A 24055-nucleotide genomic window follows, 5' to 3' on the forward strand; every position below is an offset into this window, starting at 1 on the left:
TACCATCTGTCAGTCTCCAGCACACCGACTCCGAGGAGCGAAGATGTCCGCACTGCGCCTGGCCCTGATCATCGGGAGCAACCGCGAAGGTCGATTCGGGCCGACCGTGGCCGACTGGTTCGCCGAGCAGGCCCGGCAGTTCGACGGCCTGGAGGTCGATGTCGTCGACCTGGCCGCGATCCCGCTGCCCACCGCCCTCGACTTCGGCGCCGCGCCGGATCCGCACGTCGCCGAGCTGGGCTCCCGACTGGATGCGGCCGACGCCTACGTCGTGGTCACGCCCGAGTACAACCACAGCTTCCCGGCTCCGCTGAAGAACGCGATCGACCTCTACCGCGCGGAATGGCGGGCCAAGCCGGTCGGCTTCGTCTCCTACGGCGGGATGGGCGGGGGCCTGCGCGCCGTCGAGCAGCTGCGCCTGGTCTTCGCCGAACTGCACGCGACGACCGTTCGCGACAGCGTCAGCTTCCACAACGCCTGGGACCGCTTCGACGACAGCGGCCGCCCGGTCGACGAGGCCTGCAACGGCGCCGCCAAGGGGATGCTCCACCAGCTCACCTGGTGGGCACGCGCGTTGCGCAACGCCAAAACCGCCGAACCGTACGACGTCTGAGGGCCGAACCGTGAAGAACAAGCTGACGCTGACCGTCGTGCTGCTCGGGTACCTGGCGTTGCCGATGTCGATGTCCGGTACGACGGTCGCCCTGCCGCAGATCGGGGCCGCCCTGAACGCCTCCGGCGGCCCCCTGCAGTGGGTGGTGACCGGCTACTTCCTCACCGCGTCGTCGTTCATGCTGGTCGCCGGGTCGACCGGCGACCTGTTCGGCAGGCGGCGGATCTACCGCATCGGCGCGGCGACGTACGCGCTCGGCGGCCTCGTCGCCGCGCTCGCACCGAGCGTCCTGCTGCTGGACGTGGCGCGCACGGTCACCGGCGTCGGCGCGGCCGGGGTGATGGCCGGCGGCGGCGCGATCTTGGCCTCCACGTTCACCGGGAGCGAGCGGACCAAGGCCTTCGCCGCGATGGGCACCATCGCCGGCGTGGGCATGGCGATCGGCCCGACGCTGGCGGGCTGGCTGGTCGGCGCCCTCGGCTGGCGGGCCACCTTCGGGGTCTTCGCCGCCACCGGAGCGCTCCTGCTGGCAGGAACTCTCGCGATGGGGGAGTCCCGCGCCGAGCGCCGCGAGAGGGTGGATTGGACCGGCGCGGTGAGCTTCATCGCCGGGCTCGCCTCGATCATGTTCGCGATCACCCAGAGCTCGCGCGCCGGATGGACGAGTCCGCTGGTGCTGGGCCTGCTCGCCGCCGGGGCCGGGCTGCTCTTGGTCTTCGCGCGCGCCGAGCGCCGCAGCCCGAACCCGGTGCTCGACCTGGCGCTGCTGCGCAACCGGTGGTTCGCGGGCTGGCTGCTGGCCGGTGTCGTGATGGTGCTCGGGTTCGGCGGCATGATGTCGTACCTGCCGACCTACCTGCAGGGCGCGAACGCGATGTCGGCGCGGGACTCCGGCCTGGTCATGCTCATGGCGACGGCGCCGACGCTGGCCCTGCCGATCCTCACCAGCCGCCTGGTCAACCGGGGAGTCTCCCCGAGGTTGCTGATCACCGGTGGTCTGCTGCTGATCGCGGTGGGCAACGCCTGGCTGACCCGGCTGCACCCCGGCATCGGCGGCTGGGAGCTGCTCGGCCCGCTGCTGACCGTCGGGTTCGGCATCGGTCTGGCCACCGGCCTGATCGACGCGCAGGCGATGAACCAGGTTGACCGGTCGCGCACCGGGATGGCCGCCGGACTGCTGAACACCGTGCGAGGAGGCTCGCAAACGCTGGTGATGGCGTTGTTCGGCTCGGTTCTGATCACGCTGCTGACCGGCCAGGTCGGCGGGGAGCGGGCGGGCCGGATCGCCACCGGCGAGCTCGCCGGAGCGGAGCAGGCCGCGCAGCTGACGCAGGCCTGGCAGATCGTGCTCTGGGGGATCGCTGCGCTGACCGCACTGGGGGCGCTGGCGGTCGCCACCCTGCTCACCCCGTCCCGCGATGCCGTCCCGACCTCCCCGGCGGTCCCGGCGACCGCCTGAACGAATCGCCGCTGGGCGCGGGTCTCCTGAGGCCACGCGCCCCGCGGCGCTTTCGCGATGGCGCGACGGCCATCAGGGTGCCGCGGCGGCCTCGGTGCACTGCGCTTCGCCCCGGCAGGTGGCGAGGCCGGTGAGGACGCGGTGGAGCTCGTCGCGACGCTCGGGCGAAAGGCTCGGGTAGGTGTTGGTCAGCTGGAACGGGTCGGTCCGGGCGTCGTAGAACTCGCGCTCGCCGTTGACGTACTCGACGTAGGTGCCCTCCGGCGTCCGGATCGCGGTGTAGGTCGGTGGGATCCCGTCGGGCTTCCCCTGGCGGTCGGGATCCTCCCGCGAGCCGCGCGGCTCGCGGTGTTCGACGAGCGCGACCTCCCGGCCCGTGCCGGGGCCGCCTCGGAGCAGGCCCGCGAAGCTGATGCCGTCGATGTCGGAACGCGGTGCGGCACCGGCTATTTCGGCGAACGTCGGGCGGAGGTCGATGTTCTGCACCGAGTCGTCCACCGCCCGGCCGGCGGGCACGCCAGGGCCGGTGGCTACCAGCGGCACCCGCACGTCGGTGTCGAACGCCGTCTGCTTGCCCTCGGCCAGCGCGTGCTCACCGAGGTGGAACCCGTTGTCGGAGGTGAAGATGACGTGTGTGCGCTGCGCCTGCCCGGTCTCGGCGAGCGTGCGCCGGAAACCGGCGAGCATCTCGTCCACCGCCTGCAACGACTGCGCCCGCTTGCGGAACTTCACGTCCGCCGCCTGGACCTTCGCGGCGGGCAGCGGCGGAAGCAGGCGCAGCCACGCCGGTTTGTCCGAGCGGTCCGGCTCGTCGAAAGCCGGGGTGCGCGGCGCGGTCAGCCCCGGGAACGCGTCGGCGTGCCGAGGAGCGGGGGTGAACGGCCCGTGCGGCGCGAACGGGGCCACCTCCAGGAAGAAGGGCGTGCCCTGGGCGGCGTTGGCGCGGATGAAGTCGTTGCCGCGCTTGGCCAGCACGTCGGTCAGGTAGTCGCCGGGCCGATGCCCGTGCGACCGCAACCGACCGTTGACGTTGAGCTGGTAGTCGTACTCGGCGTAGCCGTCGCCCGCCACGGCCCACTCGTCCCAGCCCGGCGGAACGAACGGCCGCTCACCGCCGAGCGTCCGGCCCGGCTGGTAGCCGTTGAGGTACTTGCCCATGAACCCCGTCCGGTAACCGGCCTGCTGCAACTGGGTGCCCAGGGTGTCGCGCTCGTCGCGGCGGTGGAACACCGCGAACCCGCCGTCCGGAGGCTCGTTGGTGAACACACCGGTGTTGTGCGGGTACTTCCCCGACAGCGACGACGCGCGGGAGGGGCAGCACAGCGAGTCGGTGACGGTGGAGTTCGAGAACGTCACGCCCTCCCGCTGCATCCGCTGCACCTCCGGCATGAACGGCACCAGTCCCTGGTCCATGTCGTCGACCAGCACGAACACGATGTTCGGCCGGGCCGGATCGCCGGCGGGTTGCGGCGGGGGAGTGGTGCACGCGGCCAGGATCAGGCCGATGGCGGCCACGCAGACGGCCAGCCGCGGACGCGGCATATCGATCATCCTCCAGGGGACTTCGGCGCCGCGCACAGCATGCCCGGCCACGGGCACACGGCCAACCCGATGACCAGAAGTCGAACGAGCTAGCGGATGGCGGTGAAGCTGGTGAGGGAGGTCAGATCGCGGCGGGAGACCTCGGCGAAGGTGCCGCTCAGCGCTCGCTCGATCCGTTCGACCTTGTCCGCGGAGAGCGCGTTGCTGCGCGTGAGGATCGACGGTCTCGTGCCGCCGTGGCAGGCGATCAGGAGCCGCCCGCCGGGGCGGGTCACCCGGTGCAGCTCGGCGACGCCCGAGTCGAGGTCCGGCCAGATGGCGACGTTGTTCACCGAGACGACGCGGTCGAAAACCGCGTCGGGGAAACCCGTGTCGGCGGCGGTGCCCAGCCGCAGGTCGATCCGGCCCGCGAGGATCTCGTCGGAGTGCGGACGGCTCGCGAGGTCGCGCATCTCCGCCGAGGGGTCGACGCCGCAGATCCGCCTCGCGCGAGTCCGCTTCAGGAGGCGGATCAGTCCGCCGGGCCCGTAGCCGACTTCGAGGACCTCCGCGCCGGCTGGGACGTCGAGGAGGTCCAGCACCTCCTCCTGGCGGTTCACCCACAGCATGAAGCGGCCGGCGATCCGGCCGCGCGCACCGCGCGGGAGCACGAACGGCGAGAGACCCGGTTCACCCCGGCTCCACGACGTCATGGATGCCACGTCCCAAACCTTCCGCTTCAACCCGGGTTGAAGCCCTGCACGGGAGATTCAGGACCAACGGTACCCACGCGCGATGAACCTGGCCGGTCGAGCGCGCTGCCGGCCAGGCCCATCGCGGGCGGGATCAGAAGAAGACGTGCTCGGGATGCGGGTGGCTGAGGAAGTCGTGGTGCGAGATCTCCCAGCCGTAGGCTCCCGCGTGGCTGAAGACCAGCACGTCACCCGCGCGGATGCGCTCCACCGGCACCTCGCGGGCGAGGACGTCCTTGGGCGTGCACAGCTCGCCGACCACGGTGACCGGCCCGCTCACCTCCGGACGCGGCGCCGTCGACTCCCAGCGGTCCACCGGCAGGACCGTGAAGGGGTGGTTGTGCTGCCAGGACGACGGCAGCCGGAACTGGTGGGTCCCGCCGCGCACCAGCGCGTAGTCCACGCCGTGGTTGCGCTTGACGTCCAGCACCTCCACGGCGTAGCTGCCGCACTCGGCGACCAGGTAGCGCCCGCACTCGAAGTCGATCTCCTGCACGTGCGGGGGGAACTCGGCGAGCACCGACGGCAGGCGTCGGGCGAACGTCGGCCAGTCGAACTGCCGGTCCAGCCGGGCGTAGTCGACGCCGATGCCGCCGCCGACGTTGATCACCTCGCAGCGCAGCCCGAACTCCCGCTCCCACTCCGACACCGTGCGCCCGTAGTGCGCCAGCAGCTCCAGGTGGGCGTCGGCGGAGAGGTTGTTGGACAGCGAGTGCAGGTGGAAGCCGGCGAGCCGCACACCCGGCAGCTCGCGGGCCGCGGCGACGCAGGCGGGCAGGTCCTGCTCGGCGATGCCGAACTGGGTGGGCTTGCCGGCCATCGCCAGGGTCGCGGTCGGGAACGGGCCCGAGAGGTTGACCCGCAGCAGCACCTCCGCCGTCGCGCCCAGCCGGGTCGCCGCGGACGAAACCCGGTGCAGCTCCAGCAGGCTCTCCACGTGCAGCCGCTGCACGCCCTGCTTGAGGGCCTGCTCGATCTCCGCGGGCGTCTTGGCCGGACCGCCGAACACCACCGGGACGTCGGCGCCGACGGCGCGCGCCTTGTCCAGCTCGCCGCCCGAGGCGATCTCGAACCCGGCGACCAGCGGAGCCAGGGCGCGCAGCAGCGGATCGGCGCTGTTGGCCTTCATCGCGTAGAACATCCGGCAGCGGCGCGGCAGCGTGGCCGTGATCGCGCGGACGTGGTCGGTCAGCCTGTCCAGGTCGTAGGCGAACAGGCACACCGGGTCGCCGCCGACGCGTTCCCGCACGAGTCCTTCGAGTCGCTCAGTCATGGTTCTCCCGGTGTCGGTCGAGGTGGGCGCGCAGGGCGCGGGCGGCCAGGCCGCGTTCTTCGCCGAGCACGAAGGTGCGCACCCCTGCGGCGCGCCATCGCTCGTGGTCCTCGGGGGTGCGGGGGATCGCGCAGTAGGGCACTCGGTGGGCGTCGCACTCGGCGTGCACGCGGGCCAGCGCCTCCTGGACCAGCGGATGCCGGGTCTGCCACGCGACGCCGTAGGACTGCGACAGGTCCGCCGCGCCTTCCAGCACCAGGTCGACACCGCCACCGGCGAGGATCGACGGCAGCTCGTCGACGCCCTCGGCGTCCTCGATCATCGCGATGACCATGGTCTCCTCGTTGGCCCGGCGCACGTACTCGGTGAGCTCGATGCGCCCGAAGCCCGGCACCCGGCCCCCGTTGAGGCTGCGCATGCCCTCCGGTGCGTAGCGGGCGGCGCGGATCGCCGCGTCCACATCGGCGCGGCACCGCACGTGCGGCACCACCACGCCCAGCGCGCCCGCGTCCAAGGCCTGCAGGATCGCGCCGGGATCGGCTTCGGGGACGCGGACGAAGGTGATCAGGTCGACCGCCTCGGCCGCCCGGATGAGGTTCTCCAGCTGTTGCGGATCGACCAGGGAGTGCTCGGTGTCGAGGATGACGAAGTCGTATCCCGCGCAGCCGATCATCTCCACCAGCGGCGGTGACGGGATGGAGCAGAACAGCCCGTAGCTCTCACCGCCTTCGGCGAGCCGGCGCTTGACGGTGTTGGGCTTCAGCACCGCTCCACCTCCGCCAGCGGGTTGGGCACGGCGTGCAGCCGCAGCTCGGTGTCCGGGTGCAGCCTGCGGGTAGTCAGCTGCTCCACCTCGATCGCCGGGGTGAACAGCTCGAACAGCTCGAAACGGTCCTTCAGCTCCGGGAATCGGTGTTGGTAGGCGCGGATCTCCTCGGCCACCAGCCGCCAGAAGTCCTGTTCGGCGAAGTCGTAGTGGTCGGTGAGGAAGAGGGCGAGCTCACCGAGGTTGATGAAGAAGAACGCGTCCAGCAGGAAGTCGGTGACCAGGCTCAGCTCGTCGGTCTCGACGAAGGAGTTGCGGTTCTGGTGGTGCGCGGGCGTTCCCGCCAGCTCCGGGGCTTCCCCCGCGAGGTGTTCCCGGGAGAAGCGCACGCCGTCGTGGAAGTCCTTGAGCACCACGCGTTCCGGCTTCCCGTCGACGTGCACCAGGGCCATGTTCTGCGCGTGCGACTCCAGCGCGATCCCGTGCGCGCACAGCAGGTGCACCAGCGGCAGCGCGCTGACCCGCACCACCTGACTCACCCAGTCCTCGACCCCGGAGTCGCGCACCCACGCGTCGATCAGCGGTGTCCCGTCCCGCAGGCAGGCGGTCAGGCCGGTGAACGGGATCGCCCGCTCCCCGGTTCCCAGGTGCGGGTGCAGGCTCTCGCGCCAGATGCACGCCAGCGCGCCGTAGGTGTCGGCCTGCAGCAGATCGGCTTCCGGCGTCACCGACACGCCCAGCTCCTCGCCGAGCAGGATCGGCCGCAGCTCGCCGGACAGGTAGTCGTCGCCGGCGACGACCTCGCGCAACCAGTCGGTGATGCGCGGGGCGTTGCGCACGGTGTGCGCGGCCAGGCCGCGGCTGGTGGAGGTGTTCACCATCGACATCGACAGCTTGAGGTAGGGGCGCTCGGGGGCGTCGCGGCAGGTCAGGGTGCGGATCGACTGCTGGGCGAGGAACTCGTGCGGGTCGTCGCCCAGCGGGATCAGCTCACCGCGCCCGAGCTGCTCGGAGAACGCCCGCGCGATGCGCTCCCGCCACTGCCACGGGTGCACCGGGACCAGCACGTAGTCGTCCGGGTCGCGACCTGCGTCCTCGATCCGTTGGTGGAAGCCCTCGATCGCGGTCCCCAGCTGCTCGGCCACGTAGTCGCCGCCGAGGGTCGCGGAGCCGCTGACCTCGGTGATGTCGCGGTGGGCCGCCAGCCACAGCGGGCGCAGCGGGTTGGCGAACTCCGGGCCGAAGGCGATGTTGTCGGCGACGTCGAACCCGAGGCGCGACTTGTACGTCGGGTGGTAGCGGTGTCCGTCGGTGATGGCCGATTCCAGGACGTCGTGGTCCGCTGTGGACGGTGGGTCCTCGCGGAGGTGCTCCGACAGAGCGTCTTTGAACAGGGTCTCCTCCAGCTCGCGCGCGAAGCCGGGGAGGTGGCCGGGGTCGGCGTCCAGGGAGTCGCGGACCTCCGAGAGGAACCGGGTGACCGACTCGGCCTCGACGCCGTCGCGCAGCACCGGCGAGGTCAGACCGACCCTGCCGAACCCGAACCTGCGCACCGCGCGGAAGGAGTAGCGCACGGGTTCGCCGTCGTGGTCGGTGCCGGTGACGACGTGCTCGTCGCCCTCCAGATCGGTGCGCACAGCACCTTCGTAGAGCAGGGATTCGACGAGCTGGCGGAACACCCGGCGCCGCACGTCCGCGGCGCGGGGGTCGCTCAGCGCAGCCTGCACGAGCTCGGCGGTCATCGGGTCACCTCGTGAATCGGGTTGGGGATGTCGACGTAGAGCGGGTTCTCACCGCGCTCGGCGAACCGGCTGAGCAGGTTCGCCTTTGCGGGCAGCGTCGGTGCCTCGCGCAGTTCGGCCGCGTACCGCCCGGGAAGGCCGCGCAGGAACTCGCGCACGACCTGCCACAGCACCCGCTCACCGGCGGGTGTGCACCGGCCGAGCACCGCGACCACGTGCCCGAGGTGGTTGGTGACCAGGTGGTACCGCAACCGGTGCCACGCCTCGGCGTCGTCGTAGAGCACCGGGCTGGTCGGGGGCAGGATCCCATCCGGGACGCGTTCGCGGTCGGCGCTGGTGCCTTCCATGTCGCGCACGTAGAACCTGCTGGGCCAACCGTCGTCGGTGTGCAGCAGGCTGTTCTGCACGTGCGCTTCGAAGCCGATGCCGTCCTCGGTGAACACCGCCAGCAGCGGCCCCAGCGAGATCCGCAGGTAGCGGCGCAGCCACTCGGAGACGTGCTCGGTGGTCAGCGGGCCCGCCTGCTCGACGAGGTCCACCAGCGCCGGGCGCCCGTCGACCCGGTCCTCCAGCAGCGCGGCGAGCACGCGCGGTGCGATGTCGGTGCCCGCGAACGGGTTCCGGCGGAACAGCACGGCGAAGTCCGCCGCGAGGTCGCCGACCGCCGCCGGGTCGAGGGTGCGGTAGCCGGTCTCCGGGAGCACCTCGAACCCCTCGTGCTGCCAGCACTTCTCGAGCGCCGCCACCAGCCGACCGGCGTCGGCCGCGCGGTGCAGGTGCTCGACGGGGTTGTTGCGCACGAAGTTGGTGATCCGCACGTGCAACGGCAGCTTCCACGCGGTCGGGAAGGCGGGATCGCAGACGGTGCGAACCGAGGACGTCGCGTACACCAGCGCTCCCACCGGCCCCAGCGGAGTCAGCTGGCCCGCCTCGATCAACTCCTGCACCCGGGGCTGTTCCCGCAGGTAGCGGTCCTGCCACGGGTGCACGGGGAGAACCGAGAGGTCCTCCTGCGGGAGCCACGGCCCGTCACCGACCCGCTCTTCGAGCAGCAGCTCGGGCGCGGCGGCCCAGTGGTGCAGCCGGAACGACGCGCCGAGCTCCGGGGCGTAGCGCTCCAGGTCCTCGTCGCTGATCCCCTCCGCGCTCTTGGGCGTCGGGTGGAACGGGTGCCCCAGCAGCAGCGACTGCTCCGCCTGCCGGGTGATCTCCGCCGGATCGGTCGCGCTCGCGAACGCGGGCCGGTCCAGGTAGCGCGCCGTCCGGGCGACGCTGTTGGCGACCTGGCGGAGGAAGCGCTCCACCGCTTCCTCCGGTGCCGTCGCGCAGCGCCCGGCCAGCTCGTCGGCGACCAGCGCCACGAACTCCTCGTGTTCGAGCGCGACCCCGTCCCGGGACACCTCCGCCCCGTAGACGTGGTGTCCGATCTCGGACCGGTGCCGGACCTCCGCGCACAACCGGCTCGGAGAGGTTTCCCCGGCCCCGGATCGCAGCGGGATCCGCACCGAGCCGGCGCTGAATTCGCCCTCGACTTCCCTGACCAGCGCGTTCAGCAGCCGTTGCCGCGCGGCCGCACGGGCCACAACCTCGTTCACCGCAACACCTTCTCTTGAATCTCAACCGGGGCGGAGGTGTGAGTGGAACCCTCCGCCGCCCTCGTTCGGCCGGCCAGGGCCAGCAGTGCGGCGACGCCCAGCAGCGCGCCGATGAGGGAGAACACCGCCGCCGGCGGCAGCAGGACCGCCAGGACGGCGCCCGCGAGCGGGCCGAAGACCTGACCGAGGTCGAGCACCCCGGTGCTGAACCCGAACGCCGTGCCCGAACCGCGCTCCGGCACGTGGTGGGCGTTGACGTGCAGCACCGACTGCAAGAGCGCCGCGAAGCAGAAGCCCTGCACGATCCGCAGCGGGATCAGCGCTTCCACGCTCACCAATCCCTGCAACGCCACCGCGAGCGCGCAGCAGGCCGCCGCCACGGCGAACCCCAGCTGCGCGGGCCTGCGGTCGTTGCGGCGGCCCCACCAGGGACTGCCCGCGCAGGACGCCGCCCAGGTCAGCGCCTGCAGGGCACCGACCCACACCGTCGCTGCGGCCACCGACCCGGCCATCTGCTCGACCTGCGGCGCGAAGACCACCACCAGCGCGTAGATCGCGGCCTGCGCCGCGAAACCGGCCAGCAGCATCAGGCGGCTCTCCCTGCGCCTGAGCAGGAGACCCGCGATGGCGCGCGGCGAATGGCGTTCACGCGCCTGCGCCGGTGGTTCGGTCAGCGAGCACGCGGCCAGCACGCTCGACAGCACGAGCATCCCCGCCACCGCCGCGAACAACGGCCCGAACCCGATCTGGTTGGCCAGCAACCCGCCCACCAGCGGCCCCAGCAGCGAACCCGCCGCCGTGGCGCCGAAGAGCATCCCGAGCGCGCGCCCGCGCCGGTCGGTCGAGGCCGCCGCGGTCGCGTAGGACGCGGTCGCGCTGACCACACCGCCGCACGCGCCCTGCAGCAACCGGCAGGCCAGGAACTCCTCCGGTGTGCTCGCCACGGCCATCAGCGCGATCGCCAGGCCCAGCCCGGCGTGGGCGCGCACCACCATCGCCTTGCGGCCGAACCGGTCGCCGACCCAACCCCACAACGGCCCGCTGACCAGCTGGACCACCGCTGGAGCCGCCACCGAAACCGCCGTCCACCAAGGGATCTCGGATCGGGGCGTGCCGAGCCCGGCCAGGTAGAACGGCAGCAGCGGGACGACGATCGTCAGTCCCGCGGTCGCCGCGAACTGCCCCAGGCACAGCACGGGATAGGTCCTGCCCGGCGAGAACATCACGCCCTCAACCCCCCGACCAGCGGATTCGGCACCGACCCGATACCGGCGGGCATGCTCACCCCGCTGGAGCTCCCCTGCCGCAGCAGCGGCTCCAGCACCCGACGGCTGGGCCAGGAGTCGGCTCCCAGCAAGCACTTCCGCAGCACCTCGCGCACCTCGGCGGGCTGCGAGGGCAGGAGCTCCCGCACCGCCTGGTGCAACTGCGCCCACAGCTCCCGCTCGTCCACTCCGAAGTGACGGCGCAGGGCGTCGGCGATGCCGTAGAGGTTGACCTGGAACCCGAGGGTCTGCAGGTAACCGACCAGCGACTCCGCCGAGTCGAGCCGCAGCGACTGCGGCGCACCGGGTTTGATGACGTACTGCGGATCCGGCGTACCGGCCAGGTGCATCCACTCCGGGAACAGCCGCAGCGTGTCGTGATCGCGCAGCACGAACTGCTCCACCCGTCCCTCTTCCAGCCGCACGACCACGTTCTGCCCGTGCAGCTCTGGCAGCACCCCGCGGCTCAGGAAGCCGAACCCGACCTCGCAGAACGAGCGCGCCAGCTCGCCGAAGAACCGGACAGGGTCGAACCGGTCGGAGATCGCCGGTGCCAGCACGTCCCACTCGTGCGCGGCCAGCGCCGCCATCGGCAGCACCAGGCCGTCGAGCTCCGGGTAGATCCGGACCTGCGCGGCGAGCTGCCCGGGCCGGTCCCCGAACTCGTCGTCCGGGTCGTGCCAACCGGCCCAGATCCGCTCGTCGCACAACGCGACCCGCTCGCCCAACGCCGGAACGCGGTCGAGCAGATCCGCCATGCACCGCTGGGCCCGCTCGGCGTTGGCCAGGTAGCGAGGCGGGAGCAACCGCGTCGCGCCCAGCGTGGCGACACCGAGCGGGAGCTTGACGTGCCGGTCGGTCTCGGGTTCTGCGACCAGGGTGCGCAGCGAGGAGGTGGGGTGGAAACCGCCGATCCCGCGCGCCAGCGGAACCACCGCCCCCTCCGCCATCTCCGAGCCGAAGGACTCCGCCAGGGCGTGCTGGAACTGCCACGGGTGCACCGGAATCGGCTGGTAGTCCTCGCCGGCCTCGTCGAGCGCCTGCCGCTCGGCGGGGGAGAGGACCAGCTCGGCGAGGTGGTGCGAGAGCGGGTCGGAACCGTGGGCGAGGCGGTCGCGGCGCACCGCCACCCAGTCCAGGCCCCACGGCTCACCGCGCATCGGCCCGTACCGCTCGACCTCCTCCGCGCGCCACCCCGCCGCCGCCCGGGAGGTGGGGTGGAACGGGCGGTTGCGCGTCGCCGCCAACCGCTCCCCGGCCAGCAACTGCCCCTTCCGCGGCGTCAGGTCGAGGGACGCACGCTGCTCGCGCAGCACCTCCGCGTGCTCCACCGCGGCCCGCAGGTCCGCGGCCACCTCGGACGAGTCCTCGCTCACCAGCGAGAGGAGCTCGGCCGGTGTCAGCGACCGCGTTCCCTCGAACAGGACCGGGCCGCCGGCGTGGCGATGGCGTTGCAGCGCGCCGCCGGAGGCGATCCGGAAGCGCACCGCGCCGGCGGCCAGCGTGATCCGGCCCCAGCCCGACGGCTCCTCGGTGAGCTCGACGAGCTCCTCCTGCAGCAGCACGTCGATGAGGTCTCGCATGACCAGCTCGGCCGATCCCACCTGCATCAGTACAGGTCCAGCCAGGTGCCGACGCCCTGCTCCTTGGCGCGTTCGTAGACCGCGCCCGCGCAGGCGATGTCCTCGACGGCCATGCCCATCGGGTTGAGCACGATGATCTCGTCGTCATCGGTGCGGCCCGGTCGGGTGCCCGCCAGGATCTCGCCGAGCTCGGCGTGCAGCTGCTCCCGGGAGAACGAGCCCTCCAGCACCAGCTGGTTGATGATCTTCTTCTCGCGGTTGCTCTGGTCCCAGTCGTCCACCACGACCTTGTCGGCCTTGAGGAAGACGTCCTTGTGCACGTCCATGATGGACACGTTGCACAGCAGCGCGCCGCGCTTGATCCAGTCGGAGACGATGTAGGGCTCGCTGGTGACGGTGCACGGAACGACCAGGTCGCCGGCTCGCACGGCCTCTTCGGCGGTCTCGGTCACGTGGGCCTTGACCGACGGGTACTCGCGGCCGATCCGCTCTGCCAGCGCGTGCGCGGCCTCCGGTCGCTGGTCGTGGAGGTGAACCTGCTGGATGCAGTCGAACTGCTCCAGCAGCGCCGTGATCTGGGTGCTGCCGATGACACCGCAGCCCACCAGCGCGACCTCGGAGAACCCGGCGCGCGCCAGGTGCCGGGCGGCCAGGCAGGTCACGCCCGCGGTGCGCCAGGCGCTGATCAGGCTTCCTTCGAGCACCGCCACCGGGTAGTTGCTCGCCGGGTCGTTGAGCACGATGACCGCGCTGGCGCGCTCCTTGCCGCGCTCGGCGGGGTTGTCGTGCTTGCTGCCGATCCACTTGATGCCGGACAGCCCGGGGTCTCCGACGTGCGCGGGCATCGCGATGATCCGGTCGGCGATGTGGCCCTGCTTGCCCGCCACCCGCAGGTACGGCTTGAGCGGCTGCACGGTCTTGCCCTCGGAGTGCGCGATCAACCCGGCGTTGAGCGCTTCCACGTAGAGCTCGGACGCCGCGCCGCCGACCGCTGCGATGTCGCTGCGGCTCAGGTAGAGCATCTTCGGGGATTCCTCGGTGGTCACCGGTTTTTCTCCTTCGTGTTGCGGTGTTCTGGTCAGTTCGCGCAGCGCTGGCGGGCGGCGTCGAACCAGTCGTCGTCGTAGATCAGGTCGAGGTAGCGGTCTCCGCGATCCGGGAACACCGCCACCACCCGGCACGGGCGGGGGAGCCGCGGCAAGGTGCGCTGCACGGCGGCGACCACCGCTCCGGTGGACCCGCCGGCGAAGATCCCCTCGGTGGCGAGCAGTTCGCGGCAGCCCACGGCGGCCTCGAAGTCGTTGACGTGCACCACTTCGTCGATCTCGTCGGGGCTGAACAGCTCCGGGACCCTGCTCGCGCCGATGCCCGGCACGTCGCGCTGTCCGGGCGGGCCGCCGAAGATCACCGAGCCGACGGCGTCCACCGCGATCACCCGCATCTCGGGGAAGTCCTCCTTCAGGCGCCGCGAACAACCCAGCAGGCTGCCGGTGGTGCTGACCGCCCCGAACAGGTACGACGGCGGTCCGTCGAGCTGACGGCTCAGCTCGTCGCCGGTGCCGTAGTAGTGCGCCTGCCAGTTGCGGTCGTTGGCGTACTGGTTGATCCAGATCGCTCCGGGCGAGTTCGCCACGATCTCCTGCACGCGGAAGATCCGGGTGTGCAGGTAGCCGCCGGTCTCGTCCGGCTGGTCGACGATCTCCACCTCCGCACCCAGGTGCCGGAGGATCGCGACGTTGGCGGGCACGGCCTTGGGGTCCAGCACGCAGGTGAACCGCAGCCCGTGGATGCGCGCGGCGATGGCCAGCGCGATCCCGAAGTTGCCGGAGCTGCTCTCCACCAGGTGGGTTCCGCGCCGGATCGAACCGTTGCGCAAACCGGATTCGACGATGTGCCGGGCGGACCGGTCTTTCATGCTCCCGCCGGGGTTCATGAGTTCGAGCTTCGCGATCACCTCGACATCGGATTGAGGGAAAAGCCGGTTCATCGCGACAGCAGGAGTGTTTCCCACGCATTCGAGAACCGACCCGATTACGGATTCGGTCTGGGTGTCGACGGCCACGTTTCTCCTCAGATCGACGACCGAAAGGCACAGCTACGAGCGGAAACGCTAACAAAGGCAAGGCTAACTTAACAGGATTGATCTGCGAGAGCCAGCGCACATCGGGGTGGCGCAAGCGGTTGCGGATCCTCCGTTGTGAAATTTCCGGGCGCCCTTTTCGGGGATTCTGAGCTGCGCTTATCAGGATTTTCAGGGATAAAAGTGGATCAAATGTTTCCGGATCTTCGACGAAGTGGATCCGAATGCTCCGAATGGGTGGAGAATTCGGCGGTGGCCGCGGGAGAGCCGCCCGATGAGATGGGGCTCCCCGCCGCGATGTTCGCTGGGTCAGGATTGGGGGAGACCCGAGTGGACCTGGAGCGATGAATGCCGGAGACGTTGTCCGTTGAGCTGGCCTACGGAAGGACGGGACTCACCGTTGAGCTGCCGTCCGAGCGCACGACCGTGGTCGCGCCCGCCCACCCGCCGGCGGCACCCGACTCGGCGGCGGCGCTGCGCCGAGCGCTCGCCGAGCCGGTCGCCGGTCCGCCGTTGCGGGAACGGGTGCGGGCCGGGCAGCGGATCGCCGTGTCGCTCTGCGACGCGACCCGGCCGCAGCCCCGCGAAGCGATGGTGCGCGCACTGCTGGCCGAGCTGGAGGGCATCGCGACGCGGGAGGACTTCACGCTGCTCGTGGCCACCGGGACGCACCGCGGCAACACCGACTCCGAGCTGCGGGCGATGCTCGGCGACGAGCTCGTCGAGACCATGCGCATCATCAACCACGACTGCCGAGACCCCGAAGTGCTCTGCCCGCTGGGAACTTTCGGTGATGGCGTACCGGTGTCGCTCAACCGGCACTGGGCGGAGGCCGACGTCCGGATCACCACCGGATTCGTCGAACCGCACTTCTTCGCCGGTTTCAGCGGCGGTCCCAAGCTCGTCGCCCCGGGCCTCGCCGGACTGGACACCGTGCTCACGCTGCACGACGCGGCGCGCATCGCCAGCCCGCAGGCGACCTGGGCGGTCTGCGAGGGCAACCCGGTTCACGACGACGTCCGCGCCATCGCGGCGGGCACCGGCGTGGATTTCGCCTTCGACGTGGTGCTCAACCGCGAGCAGCGGATCGTCGAGGCCTTCGGCGGAGACCTGCTCCCGATGCACGCCGCCGCCCGCGAGGTGGTGCGCGAGCTGTCGATGCAGCCGGTTCCGCAGCGCTACGACGTCGTGGTCACCACCAACTCCGGGTACCCGCTCGACCAGAACGTCTACCAGGCGGTCAAGGGCATGACCGCCGCCGCGACCGTCGTCAAGCCGGGCGGGCTGATCATCTGCGCCGCCGAGTGCAGCGACGGTTTCCCCGATCACGGCTCGTTCCGCGAAGTCCTGGCGTCCGAGCCCACGCCGGAGGCGCTGCTGCGGACCATCTCCGGGAGAACCGAAACCGTCCCGGACCAGTGGCAGGTGCAGATCCTCGCCCGCGTGCTCGCCACGGCCCGCGTCGGCGTGCACACCACCCACCTCACCGACGCGCAACTGCGCACGGCCCACCTCTACCGGGTCGACGACATCGCCACCGCGGTCGCCGAGGAACTCGCCGCGAGGGGCCCGCAGGCCCGCGTCTGCGTCCTCCCCGAAGGCCCGCAAACCATCCCGTACGTCGAGGGCTGATCGCGTCAGATCATGTCGGTGATGTTCGGCTCGACCCCCAGCAGCGCGCGGCCGAAGACCTCGGCGCACGACGCCGGATTGGCCACGGCGTGCCGGGACGCGGTGTGGATGTCGCGCACGTGCGCCTGCAGCGGGCTCGTCTCGGAGAACGCCGCGGCGCCGTGCGCGGTGACGAGTTCGTCGACCGCCTGCCGGCACAGCTGCGCGGCGTGCCCGGTGTGCTGGCGGATCCTGGCCCGGGTGAGGTCGTCGGGGAAGGTGCCGGCTTCGGCGTGGCCGTCGACGGCGGTGGCGGAGTTCTCCGCGATCAGCCGGGCCAGGTCGATCTTCATCGAGGCGTCGGCCACGGCCAGCTGGAACGCCGTGGAGTCGCGCTGGCGCTCGTAGTGGGTGAACGCGATGCCCTTGGTGTCGGCGCTTGCCACGACGTGGTCCAGCGCGGCGGAGGCCATCCCGAGGTAGGGCGCGATCATGTAGGTGGCCAGCGTGGACATCAGCGCTGAGCGGTAGCGGGACTCCGCCGGGCGTCCGGCGGGATACCGGCCGCGGATGGCGGAGGTGAACGGCAGGACCCGGTGCTCGGGGACGAACAGGTCGCTCCCGACGAGCAGGTTGCTGCCGGTCGCCCGCATGCCGGTGGTGAACCAGGTGTCCTCGACGGTCAGTTCGTCCATCGGGACCAGCGCGAGGGACGCTTCTCCGTCGAGTCCGGGAAATCCGATCATCGCCCACTGCGAGTGCAGGCATCCGGAGGCCGGGCCCCAGCGCCCGGTCAGCAGCCAACCGCCGTCGACCGCCCGTGCGGCGGACTTCGGCGCGAGCACGGTGCACACGCGCGTGTCGGGGCCGTCGGCGTAGACCTCCTGCTGCGCGAGCGGGGGGAACATCCCGCTGAGGAACGCGCCGGAGCCGAGGATCATCACCACCCATCCGGCGGAGGGATCGGCTTTCGCGACCTCGCACGTCGCGTCGATGGCGGTGCGCAGCGAGCACTCCGCGCCGCCGAAGCGCGCGGGCACCAGCGCCCGCATCACTCCGGTGTCGACGAGGCAGGAGATCGTCTCGTCGCTGAGCCTGCGCAGCCGATCGTTGCTCTCGCGGTGGCTTTCGAGCAGCGGGCGGGCTTCGGTGGCGAGACGCAGGATGTCCGTGGGTGCGGTCACGTGGTCTCCTCCGCGTGCGGCGCCGTCATGAGGTTCGAGGACGTGCTCGAACGCCGAGGCGCGCCCGGTCCAGCACGCTGCAGATGCTACCGCCGCCGACGTCCGCAGTGATCGAGAACGACGCTCGGACCCATCTGCGGGCGTGCGGCGCGAGGGTCCGCCAGGGGGCGGTTTTCCTCCGAACCGTCCATGATCAATGTCGGTTCTGCCAGGACGGTTCGGACCAAAACCGCCCGCACCGAGGTCGCCGACGGCAGTCCGGGACCCGATTTCAGTGGAAATCCGGGACCCGATTTCCACTGAAGTCCGGTGCTCGATTTCCGTGGAAGTCCGAAGTTGATGACAATGGTTGTCGTTTTCGTTAAGGTGGAGGTGCATTGCTCGAGAGGAAGGTCGTGGAACGGTGAAGGTGCGCAAGTCGTTGAGGTCGTTGAAGCAGAAGCCCGGGGCTCAGGTGATCCGCAGGCACGGCAAGACCTTCGTGATCAACAAGAAGAACCCGCGCTACAAGGCCCGTCAGGGCTGAAGGGGGGGACGGCCATGGCACGACGTGGCTAGGTCGGCCCGCGGGACGCGTTCGACGCCGCTGCGGCGGACTTCGCCGCTCTCGGTCGTCACCTCTGGGAACCGGTGGGTGCGGACGCGGTATTGGTGGCCGATCCGCAACCGGGTGAGCGGGTCCTCGACGCCTGCTGCGGGACGGGTGCCTCCGCGATCCCGTCGGCCCGGCGGGTTGGCCCCGGAGGGCTGGTCGACGCGGTCGACGTTTCCGGCCCGATGATCGCCGAGCTGCGCGAACGGGCGGGCGAGCTGCCACAGCTGCACGCGCACGAAGCCGACGTCACCAGCTGGGGCGGTGCGGGGTACGACCTCGTCCAGTCAGTGCTGGGCATCTTCTTCTTCCCGGACATGGAAGCCGGAGCCCTGCACCTCATCGGCACCGCCAGGCCGGGAGGTCGGGTCGCGTTCACGATCTGGCGTCGTGGCGCGATGGACCCGGCGGGAAGGCAGCTCGCCCTCGCAGTCGCGGAGGCGACCGGTGCCGAGCCTCCGGGGGAGCGGCCGAAGCGTCCCGGTGACCGCATCAACCAGCCGGACACGTTCGCCACCTGGCTGAACGACCTCGGTCTGTCCGAAGTGGATATAGCCGTCCACGAGCGCGGACTGCCGATGACGCCCGAGGTGGCCTGGCTGCTCGTCCTCGGCTCCGGCTACCGGGGCGTCCTCGGCGCCCTCGATCCGGATGAGGTCACCCGCGTCCGGGACGGCTACCTCGCTCGCCTCGACGACGCGGGCCTGACCGAGCTCGACACCACCACGCTCGTAGGAACAGGCCACGTCCGCTAGTCACGCCACGTTCGGATCGGTGCACCGCCAAGGCGCCGAACAGCCTCCGTCGGCCCAGTCCATCCGCGAATCGTGCGGTTGTGGGCGGTTACGTTTTGGTCTTCCGGGTGTTAACTTAGCGATCGATAAGTGCATCGGAGTTCGGCGGAGGGCGTGTGAGCACAGTGGACAGTGACACCGTTCTGGCGGATCAGCGCGGGCCGGTCCTGACGTTGACGCTGAACCGGCCGCAGCGCAAGAACGCCATCGACCCGCCGACCTGGGACGCGCTCCACGAGGCGCTGCGCGGGGCGGAGCTGGACGACGCCGTGCGGGCCGTCGTGCTGACCGGGGCCGGTGGGGACTTCTGCGCCGGAGCCGACCTCTCCGCTGACCGGGGCGGGCACCCGCTGAACCGCATGCACCGGATCAACGACGTGGCGCTGACCCTGCACGAGCTGTCCAAGCCGGTGATCGCCAAGGTGCGCGGGGTCGCGGTGGGGGCGGGCTGGAACCTGGCGCTGGGCTGCGACCTGGTGGTCTCGGCCCCGGACGCCCGGTATTCGCAGATCTTCGCCAAGCGCGGCCTGTCGCTGGACTTCGGCGGCTCCTGGCTGCTGCCTCGCCTGGTCGGTCTGCAGCAGGCCAAGCGGCTGGCGCTGCTCGGCGAGATCATCGGCGCCGAGGAGGCCCGCGAGCTCGGTCTGGTGACCTGGGTGAAGGACGACGACGAGTTGGACGGCTTCGTCGACGAGCTCGCCGACACGCTCGCGGGCGGGCCTCCGGTGGCGCTCTCGCAGAGCAAGGCCATGCTCAACGCCGCAGGTCAGCAGACGTTCCGCGAGGCGCTGGAATCCGAGGCGCGAGCCCAGTCGGTCAACTTCGCGACCGCCGACGCACCCGCGGCGTTCCGGGCCTTCGTGAACAAGACCGAGCCGGAGTTCACCGGCGAGTGGTTGGTCGACTGACGCCCTCTTGTGCCAGCCGGGACGTGTGCTTAAGGTCACTGAACGGGCGCTAAGGAGGCTTGCATGGACTTCTCGATGCCCGGTGAGCTCGTCGCCCTGCTCGGTGAGCTCGACCAGTTCATCGAGTCCGAGATCGTCCCGCTCCAGCAGCAGGACGACAACGAGCGCTTCTTCGACCACCGGCGGGAGTACGCCCGCACCGATTTCGAGGCAGGTGGCACGCCCCGCCCAGAGTGGGAAGCGCTGCTGCGCGAGATGTCCCGGCGCGCCGACGCGGCCGGCTGGCTGCGCTACGGGCTGCCGCAGGAGGTCGGAGGCGGTGGTGGCGGCAACTTCGAGATGGCCGTGATCCGCGAGCACCTGGCGGCCAAAGGTCTTGGTCTGCACAACGACCTGCAGAACGAGGCATCGGTGGTCGGCAACTTCCCCGTCGTGCACATGATGCTGGAGTTCGGGACCGATGCGCAGCGGCAGGAGTTCCTGCAGCCGATGCTCACCGGTGAAGTCCGGCTCGGCTTCGGCCTCACCGAACCCGACCACGGCAGCGACGCCACCTGGCTGGAGACCACCGCGGTCCGCGACGGCGACGACTGGATCATCAACGGCGGCAAGCGCTTCAACTCCGGGATGCACTCCGCTACCCACGATGTGATCTTCGCGCGCACCTCCGGCGAACCGGGCGATGCCCGGGGCATCACCGCGTTCGTCGTGCCCACCAGCACGCCGGGGTTCTCGGTGGACTTCCACTGGTGGACCTTCAACATGCCCACCGACCACGCCGAGGTGTCGCTGCGCGACGTGCGGGTGCCGGCCTCGGCGATGTTCGGCGAGGAGGGCCGGGGTCTGGAGCTGGCGCAGTGCTTCGTGCACGAGAACCGCATCCGCCAGGCCGCCTCGGGCGTCGGAGCCGCGCAGTTCTGCATCGACCGCAGCGTCGCCCACGCCCGCGAGCGCGTCACCTTCGGTCAGCCGCTGGCCCGCAGGCAGGCCATCCAGTGGCCGCTGGTGGAGTTGCAGACCGAGGCCGAGATGGTGCGCGGGCTGGTGCGCAAGACCGCCTGGGAGCTGGACCGGCGACCGAACTTCGAGATCAGCGACAAGGTCTCGATGTGCAACTACCGGGCGAACCGGCTGGTGTGCGATGCGGCGGACCGCGCGATCCAGGTGCACGGCGGGCTCGGCTACACCCGGCACGCACCGTTCGAGCACATCTACCGCCACCACCGCCGCTACCGGATCACCGAGGGCGCCGAAGAGGTGCAGATGCGCAAGGTCGCGGGCTACCTGTTCGGCTTCGCCGGTCCGGGGAAGCGCGCATGAGCGCTGCGGAGCTCGGCGAGCGACTGGCTCAGCGGCTGAGCGCGGTCCGAGGGCACCCGGTGCGGGTGATGCGCTTGGAGCGGGCCAGCGGCGGCGCGAGCCGGGAGACGTGGTTCGTCGAGCTCGACACCGGTCGCCTGGTGCTGCGGCGGGACCCGCCCGGCCAGGCCCGTCCCGACGGCATGGCCCGGGAGGCGGTGGCGCTCGAAGCCGCTGAACAGGCCGGAGTTCCGGTGTCGCACGTGGTCGACCACAGCGCTGACGAGTCGGTTCTGGGTTCGCCGTACGTGCTCACCGAGCACGTCGACGGCGAGACGATTCCCCGGCGCCTGCTGCGGGAGGACGCCTACGCCGCAGCGCGCGACGGGCTGGCCCGCGAGCTCGGCAGGGCCGCCGCGCGCATCCACCTGATCCCGGTTCCGGAGGGTTTCCCGGAGCCCGACCCGCTGGAACAGCTCGTCGCCGACCACGACGCCCTCGGCGACCCGATCCCGGCCGTGGAGGTCGCCTTCCGCTGGCTGCGCGAGAACCGGCCGACCGGATCGGGAAGGGCCCTGGTGCACGGGGATTTCCGCAACGGCAACCTCATCGTCGACGAGACCGGACTGCGCGCGGTGCTGGACTGGGAGCTCGTGCACGTCGGTGATCCGATGGAGGACCTGGGTTGGCTGTGCACCAACGCGTGGCGCTTCGGATCGCCCTTGCCGGTGGGCGGTTTCGGTTCCGCGGACGAGCTTCTCGACGGCTACGCCGAGATCGCGGGCACGCGGCCGGACCCGGAGGTCGTGCGCTGGTGGGAGGTCTACGGCACCGCCAGGTGGGGCGTGATCTGCCGCTCCCAGGCCGAACAGCACCTCAGCGGCGCGCGCCCGTCGGTGGAGCTCGCCGCGATCGGCCGCAGGGTCTGCGAGCAGGAGCACGACCTGCTCACCGAGCTGGGAATCCCGGAATCAGCCGTCGAACCGCAGGTGGAGTCCGATTCCGCGGATCTGCACGGGCGGCCGACCGCCGCCGAGCTCGTCGCGGCGACGCGGGACTTCCTGCGCGACGAGGTGCTCACCGCGTTCGACGGCAGGATGCGGTTCCAGTCGTTGGTGGCGGTGAACGTTCTGTCCACTGTGGAACGTGAGCTGCGGTTCGGCGCCGACCAGGGGCGGCGGCATCACGAGCGGCTGGGAGCGCTGGGATTCGCCGATCGCGCCGCGCTGGCAGCGGCGCTGCGGGCGGGCGAGGCCGACCCGTGGGACGAAGACGTCGCCGCGCTGCTGTGGTCGGAAGTCCGGGACCGGCTCGCGGTCGCCAATCCGAAGCACGCCAAGGGAACGACCAGGGGAGGCCACGGTGCCTGACGAGCTGCGCGAACGCCTGCTGGACGAGCTCACCGGACCCGGCGGTGACTTCGAGATGACCGACGCCGTGGTGCGCGGAACACCCATGCGCGTCTACGCCAAGCCGTTGCGCACCCTGCGCGATGCCGCCCTGCTCAGCGCCTTCCACGGCGACAACGACTTCCTCATCTACGAGGACCACCGCTGCACCTTCACGGAGCACCAGCGGCTCGTTGCGGGACTCGCCCGAGCGCTGCGCGAGGAGTACGGGATGACCAGCGGAGATCGCGTCGCCATCGCGATGCGCAACTTCCCGGAGTGGGTGCCGATCTTCTGGGCCGTCCAGGTCGCGGGGCTCGTCGCCGTCCCGCTCAACGCCTGGTGGTCGCGCGACGAACTGCGCTACGGCATGACCGACAGCGGGGCGAAGCTCGTGTTCGCCGACCCCGAGCGCACGGCGCTGCTCGACCGCGACGTCCCGGTCGTCGAGGTGCGCGGCGGCGAACCGGGACCGGGCGTGCGCCCCTGGGCGGACCTGATCGCCGGCTTCCCGGACGACGTGCAACCGCCCGCGGTCGTCATCGAACCCGACGACGACTCCACGATCCTCTACACCTCGGGCACCACGGGACGCCCCAAGGGCGCGGTCGCCACGCACCGCAACCACGTCACGAACCTGCTCAACACGGTCGTCACCCGCAAGGTCGGGTCCGCCATCGTCAACGGCGGCACTTTCCCCGAACCCGACTCGAACGACCCGCAGCCCGGGGCGCTGCTGACGTTCCCGATGTTCCACATCGCCGGCATCACCGTGCTGTGCTTCGCGACCCTCGCGGGAGCAAAGCTGGCGACGATGTACCGCTGGGACCGTGCGCAGGCGGAGAAGCTCATCCGCGACAACGACCTGACCAGCGCCTCCGGTGTTCCCACGGTGATGCGGGACCTGGTCGAGAACAGCGATTCGGTGCGCGGCCTGGAGGGCGTCACGATGGGCGGTGCCCCCATCCCGCCCGACCTCGTGCAGCGCATCGGCGGGCTCGGCAGCAGCGCGTCCAGCGGGTACGGGCTGACCGAGACGACCTCCACGGTCGTCGGCAACTCCGGCGAGGACTACCAGGACCACCCCGACAGCGTCGGAAAACCCATGCCGGGCGCGGAGATCCGCGTCGTCGACCCGGCGACCGGCGACGACCTGGCGGACGGCGAGATCGGCGAGCTGTGGTTCCGGGGCCCCAGCGTCGTGCGCGGCTACTGGAACCTGCCCGAGGCCACCGCGGAGTCCTTCACCGACGGCTGGTTCCACACCGGCGACCTCGGTTACGTCGACGACGGCTGGGTGTACGTCGTGGACAGGCTCAAGGACGTGGTGATCCGGGGCGGCGAGAACGTCTACTGCGCCGAAGTGGAAGCCGCGTTGTACGAGCACCCGGCGGTCGCCGACGTCGCCGTCATCGGGCTGCCGCACGCCACCCTGGGGGAGGAGGTCGCGGCCGTGGTGAACCTCAAAACCGTTGTGGATGCGGAGGAACTGCGAGCGCACGTCCGAGAACGCCTGGCGGTGTTCAAGGTGCCGGCGCACGTGGTGGTGCACGAGGACCCGCTGCCGCGCACGCCGACGGGCAAGGTCCTCAAGCGTCGACTCCGCGAGCAGATCGTCCAGCAGGGGTGA

At 70.9% G+C, this 24055-nt stretch carries 20 protein-coding genes; 9 read left to right on the top strand and 11 right to left on the bottom strand.

What is annotated here, in order from left to right; genetic code table 11:
* Positions 1–43: 43 nt before the first annotated feature.
* Together AB0J78_RS19765 and AB0J78_RS19770 are read left to right on the top strand one after the other, a co-directional pair.
* Positions 44–613 carry an NAD(P)H-dependent oxidoreductase gene (locus AB0J78_RS19765; protein ID WP_363790968.1) on the top strand — a complete coding sequence of 190 codons (570 nt, stop codon included), beginning with the start codon at positions 44–46 and terminating at the stop codon, positions 611–613.
* Positions 614–623: 10 nt separating this feature from the next.
* Positions 624–2072 (top strand): MFS transporter, encoded by a 1449-nt coding sequence (locus AB0J78_RS19770; protein WP_363790970.1) that lies wholly within the window; start codon positions 624–626, stop codon positions 2070–2072.
* Positions 2073–2144: 72 nt separating this feature from the next.
* Here the strand turns inward: AB0J78_RS19770 and AB0J78_RS19775 are convergent, their stop codons facing one another.
* From AB0J78_RS19775 to sbnA, 10 genes are all read right to left on the bottom strand, one after another.
* Positions 2145–3614 carry a sulfatase gene (locus AB0J78_RS19775; RefSeq protein ID WP_363790972.1) on the bottom strand — a complete coding sequence of 490 codons (1470 nt, stop codon included), beginning with the start codon at positions 3612–3614 and terminating at the stop codon, positions 2145–2147.
* An 89-nt stretch (positions 3615–3703) separates the two neighbouring features.
* Positions 3704–4306 carry a methyltransferase domain-containing protein gene (locus AB0J78_RS19780; RefSeq protein WP_363791125.1) on the bottom strand — a complete coding sequence of 201 codons (603 nt, stop codon included), beginning with the start codon at positions 4304–4306 and terminating at the stop codon, positions 3704–3706.
* 133 nt (positions 4307–4439) lie between these two features.
* Positions 4440–5618 (bottom strand): type III PLP-dependent enzyme, encoded by a 1179-nt coding sequence (locus tag AB0J78_RS19785; RefSeq protein ID WP_363790974.1) that lies wholly within the window; start codon positions 5616–5618, stop codon positions 4440–4442.
* Positions 5611–6384 (bottom strand): aldolase/citrate lyase family protein, encoded by a 774-nt coding sequence (locus AB0J78_RS19790; protein WP_363790976.1) that lies wholly within the window; start codon positions 6382–6384, stop codon positions 5611–5613. The genes AB0J78_RS19785 and AB0J78_RS19790 overlap by 8 nt, the downstream gene beginning before the upstream one ends.
* On the bottom strand, positions 6378–8126 hold the full coding sequence (locus AB0J78_RS19795) for an IucA/IucC family protein (RefSeq protein ID WP_363790978.1): 1749 nt from the start codon (positions 8124–8126) through the stop codon (positions 6378–6380). Before AB0J78_RS19795 ends, AB0J78_RS19790 begins: the two co-directional genes overlap by 7 nt.
* Positions 8123–9721: an IucA/IucC family protein gene (locus AB0J78_RS19800; RefSeq protein WP_363790980.1), complete on the bottom strand. Its 1599-nt coding sequence runs from the start codon at positions 9719–9721 to the stop codon at positions 8123–8125. The genes AB0J78_RS19795 and AB0J78_RS19800 overlap by 4 nt, the downstream gene beginning before the upstream one ends.
* The gene (locus AB0J78_RS19805; protein ID WP_363791127.1) at positions 9718–10944 is read right to left on the bottom strand and encodes an MFS transporter; all 1227 of its coding nucleotides are present in this window, start codon (positions 10942–10944) and stop codon (positions 9718–9720) included. Before AB0J78_RS19805 ends, AB0J78_RS19800 begins: the two co-directional genes overlap by 4 nt.
* A complete protein-coding gene (locus tag AB0J78_RS19810; protein WP_363790982.1) occupies positions 10944–12596 on the bottom strand; it encodes an IucA/IucC family protein in 1653 nt (550 codons plus the stop codon). The genes AB0J78_RS19805 and AB0J78_RS19810 overlap by 1 nt, the downstream gene beginning before the upstream one ends.
* Complete coding sequence (sbnB, locus tag AB0J78_RS19815; protein ID WP_363790984.1) at positions 12596–13615, bottom strand: 2,3-diaminopropionate biosynthesis protein SbnB; 1020 nt, start codon at positions 13613–13615, stop codon at positions 12596–12598. Before sbnB ends, AB0J78_RS19810 begins: the two co-directional genes overlap by 1 nt.
* A gap of 32 nt (positions 13616–13647) precedes the next feature.
* Entirely contained in the window at positions 13648–14631 is a 984-nt protein-coding gene (gene sbnA, locus AB0J78_RS19820; protein ID WP_363790986.1) for a 2,3-diaminopropionate biosynthesis protein SbnA, read from the bottom strand.
* A gap of 366 nt (positions 14632–14997) precedes the next feature.
* Here sbnA and larA point away from each other — a divergent pair, with 366 nt between their 5' ends.
* Positions 14998–16281 (top strand): nickel-dependent lactate racemase, encoded by a 1284-nt coding sequence (gene larA, locus AB0J78_RS19825; protein ID WP_363790988.1) that lies wholly within the window; start codon positions 14998–15000, stop codon positions 16279–16281.
* 5 nt (positions 16282–16286) lie between these two features.
* Here the strand turns inward: larA and AB0J78_RS19830 are convergent, their stop codons facing one another.
* A complete protein-coding gene (locus AB0J78_RS19830; protein WP_363790991.1) occupies positions 16287–17444 on the bottom strand; it encodes an acyl-CoA dehydrogenase in 1158 nt (385 codons plus the stop codon).
* A 403-nt stretch (positions 17445–17847) separates the two neighbouring features.
* Here AB0J78_RS19830 and ykgO point away from each other — a divergent pair, with 403 nt between their 5' ends.
* From ykgO to AB0J78_RS19860, 6 genes are all read left to right on the top strand, one after another.
* On the top strand, positions 17848–17970 hold the full coding sequence (ykgO, locus tag AB0J78_RS19835) for a type B 50S ribosomal protein L36 (RefSeq protein WP_093416249.1): 123 nt from the start codon (positions 17848–17850) through the stop codon (positions 17968–17970).
* Between the two features lie 125 nt (positions 17971–18095).
* Positions 18096–18791, top strand: coding sequence for a methyltransferase domain-containing protein (locus tag AB0J78_RS19840; RefSeq protein ID WP_363790993.1), 696 nt, complete (start codon positions 18096–18098; stop codon positions 18789–18791).
* A gap of 155 nt (positions 18792–18946) precedes the next feature.
* Positions 18947–19738: an enoyl-CoA hydratase gene (locus tag AB0J78_RS19845; RefSeq protein WP_363790996.1), complete on the top strand. Its 792-nt coding sequence runs from the start codon at positions 18947–18949 to the stop codon at positions 19736–19738.
* A 63-nt stretch (positions 19739–19801) separates the two neighbouring features.
* Positions 19802–21058 carry an acyl-CoA dehydrogenase family protein gene (locus tag AB0J78_RS19850; RefSeq protein WP_363790998.1) on the top strand — a complete coding sequence of 419 codons (1257 nt, stop codon included), beginning with the start codon at positions 19802–19804 and terminating at the stop codon, positions 21056–21058.
* Positions 21055–22407, top strand: a complete 1353-nt coding sequence (locus tag AB0J78_RS19855; RefSeq protein ID WP_363791000.1) for a phosphotransferase family protein — start codon at positions 21055–21057, stop codon at positions 22405–22407. The genes AB0J78_RS19850 and AB0J78_RS19855 overlap by 4 nt, the downstream gene beginning before the upstream one ends.
* Positions 22400–24055, top strand: coding sequence for a class I adenylate-forming enzyme family protein (locus AB0J78_RS19860; RefSeq protein WP_363791002.1), 1656 nt, complete (start codon positions 22400–22402; stop codon positions 24053–24055). Before AB0J78_RS19855 ends, AB0J78_RS19860 begins: the two co-directional genes overlap by 8 nt.

This window comes from Saccharopolyspora sp. NPDC049426, assembly GCF_040676935.1.
Lineage (GTDB): Bacteria > Actinomycetota > Actinomycetes > Mycobacteriales > Pseudonocardiaceae > Saccharopolyspora.

Excerpts from the sequence above, each read along its gene's own strand:
- AB0J78_RS19795 (WP_363790978.1), bottom strand. The coding sequence starts at position 8,126 with ATGACCGCCGAGCTCGTGCAGGCTGCGCTGAGCGACCCCCGCGCCGCG.
- AB0J78_RS19805 (WP_363791127.1), bottom strand. The coding sequence starts at position 10,944 with ATGTTCTCGCCGGGCAGGACCTATCCCGTGCTGTGCCTGGGGCAGTTC.
- AB0J78_RS19810 (WP_363790982.1), bottom strand. The coding sequence starts at position 12,596 with ATGCAGGTGGGATCGGCCGAGCTGGTCATGCGAGACCTCATCGACGTG.
- AB0J78_RS19785 (WP_363790974.1), bottom strand. The coding sequence starts at position 5,618 with ATGACTGAGCGACTCGAAGGACTCGTGCGGGAACGCGTCGGCGGCGAC.
- AB0J78_RS19765 (WP_363790968.1), top strand. The coding sequence starts at position 44 with ATGTCCGCACTGCGCCTGGCCCTGATCATCGGGAGCAACCGCGAAGGT.
- AB0J78_RS19850 (WP_363790998.1), top strand. The coding sequence starts at position 19,802 with ATGGACTTCTCGATGCCCGGTGAGCTCGTCGCCCTGCTCGGTGAGCTC.
- larA (WP_363790988.1), top strand. The coding sequence starts at position 14,998 with ATGCCGGAGACGTTGTCCGTTGAGCTGGCCTACGGAAGGACGGGACTC.
- AB0J78_RS19855 (WP_363791000.1), top strand. The coding sequence starts at position 21,055 with ATGAGCGCTGCGGAGCTCGGCGAGCGACTGGCTCAGCGGCTGAGCGCG.
- AB0J78_RS19775 (WP_363790972.1), bottom strand. The coding sequence starts at position 3,614 with ATGCCGCGTCCGCGGCTGGCCGTCTGCGTGGCCGCCATCGGCCTGATC.
- AB0J78_RS19780 (WP_363791125.1), bottom strand. The coding sequence starts at position 4,306 with ATGACGTCGTGGAGCCGGGGTGAACCGGGTCTCTCGCCGTTCGTGCTC.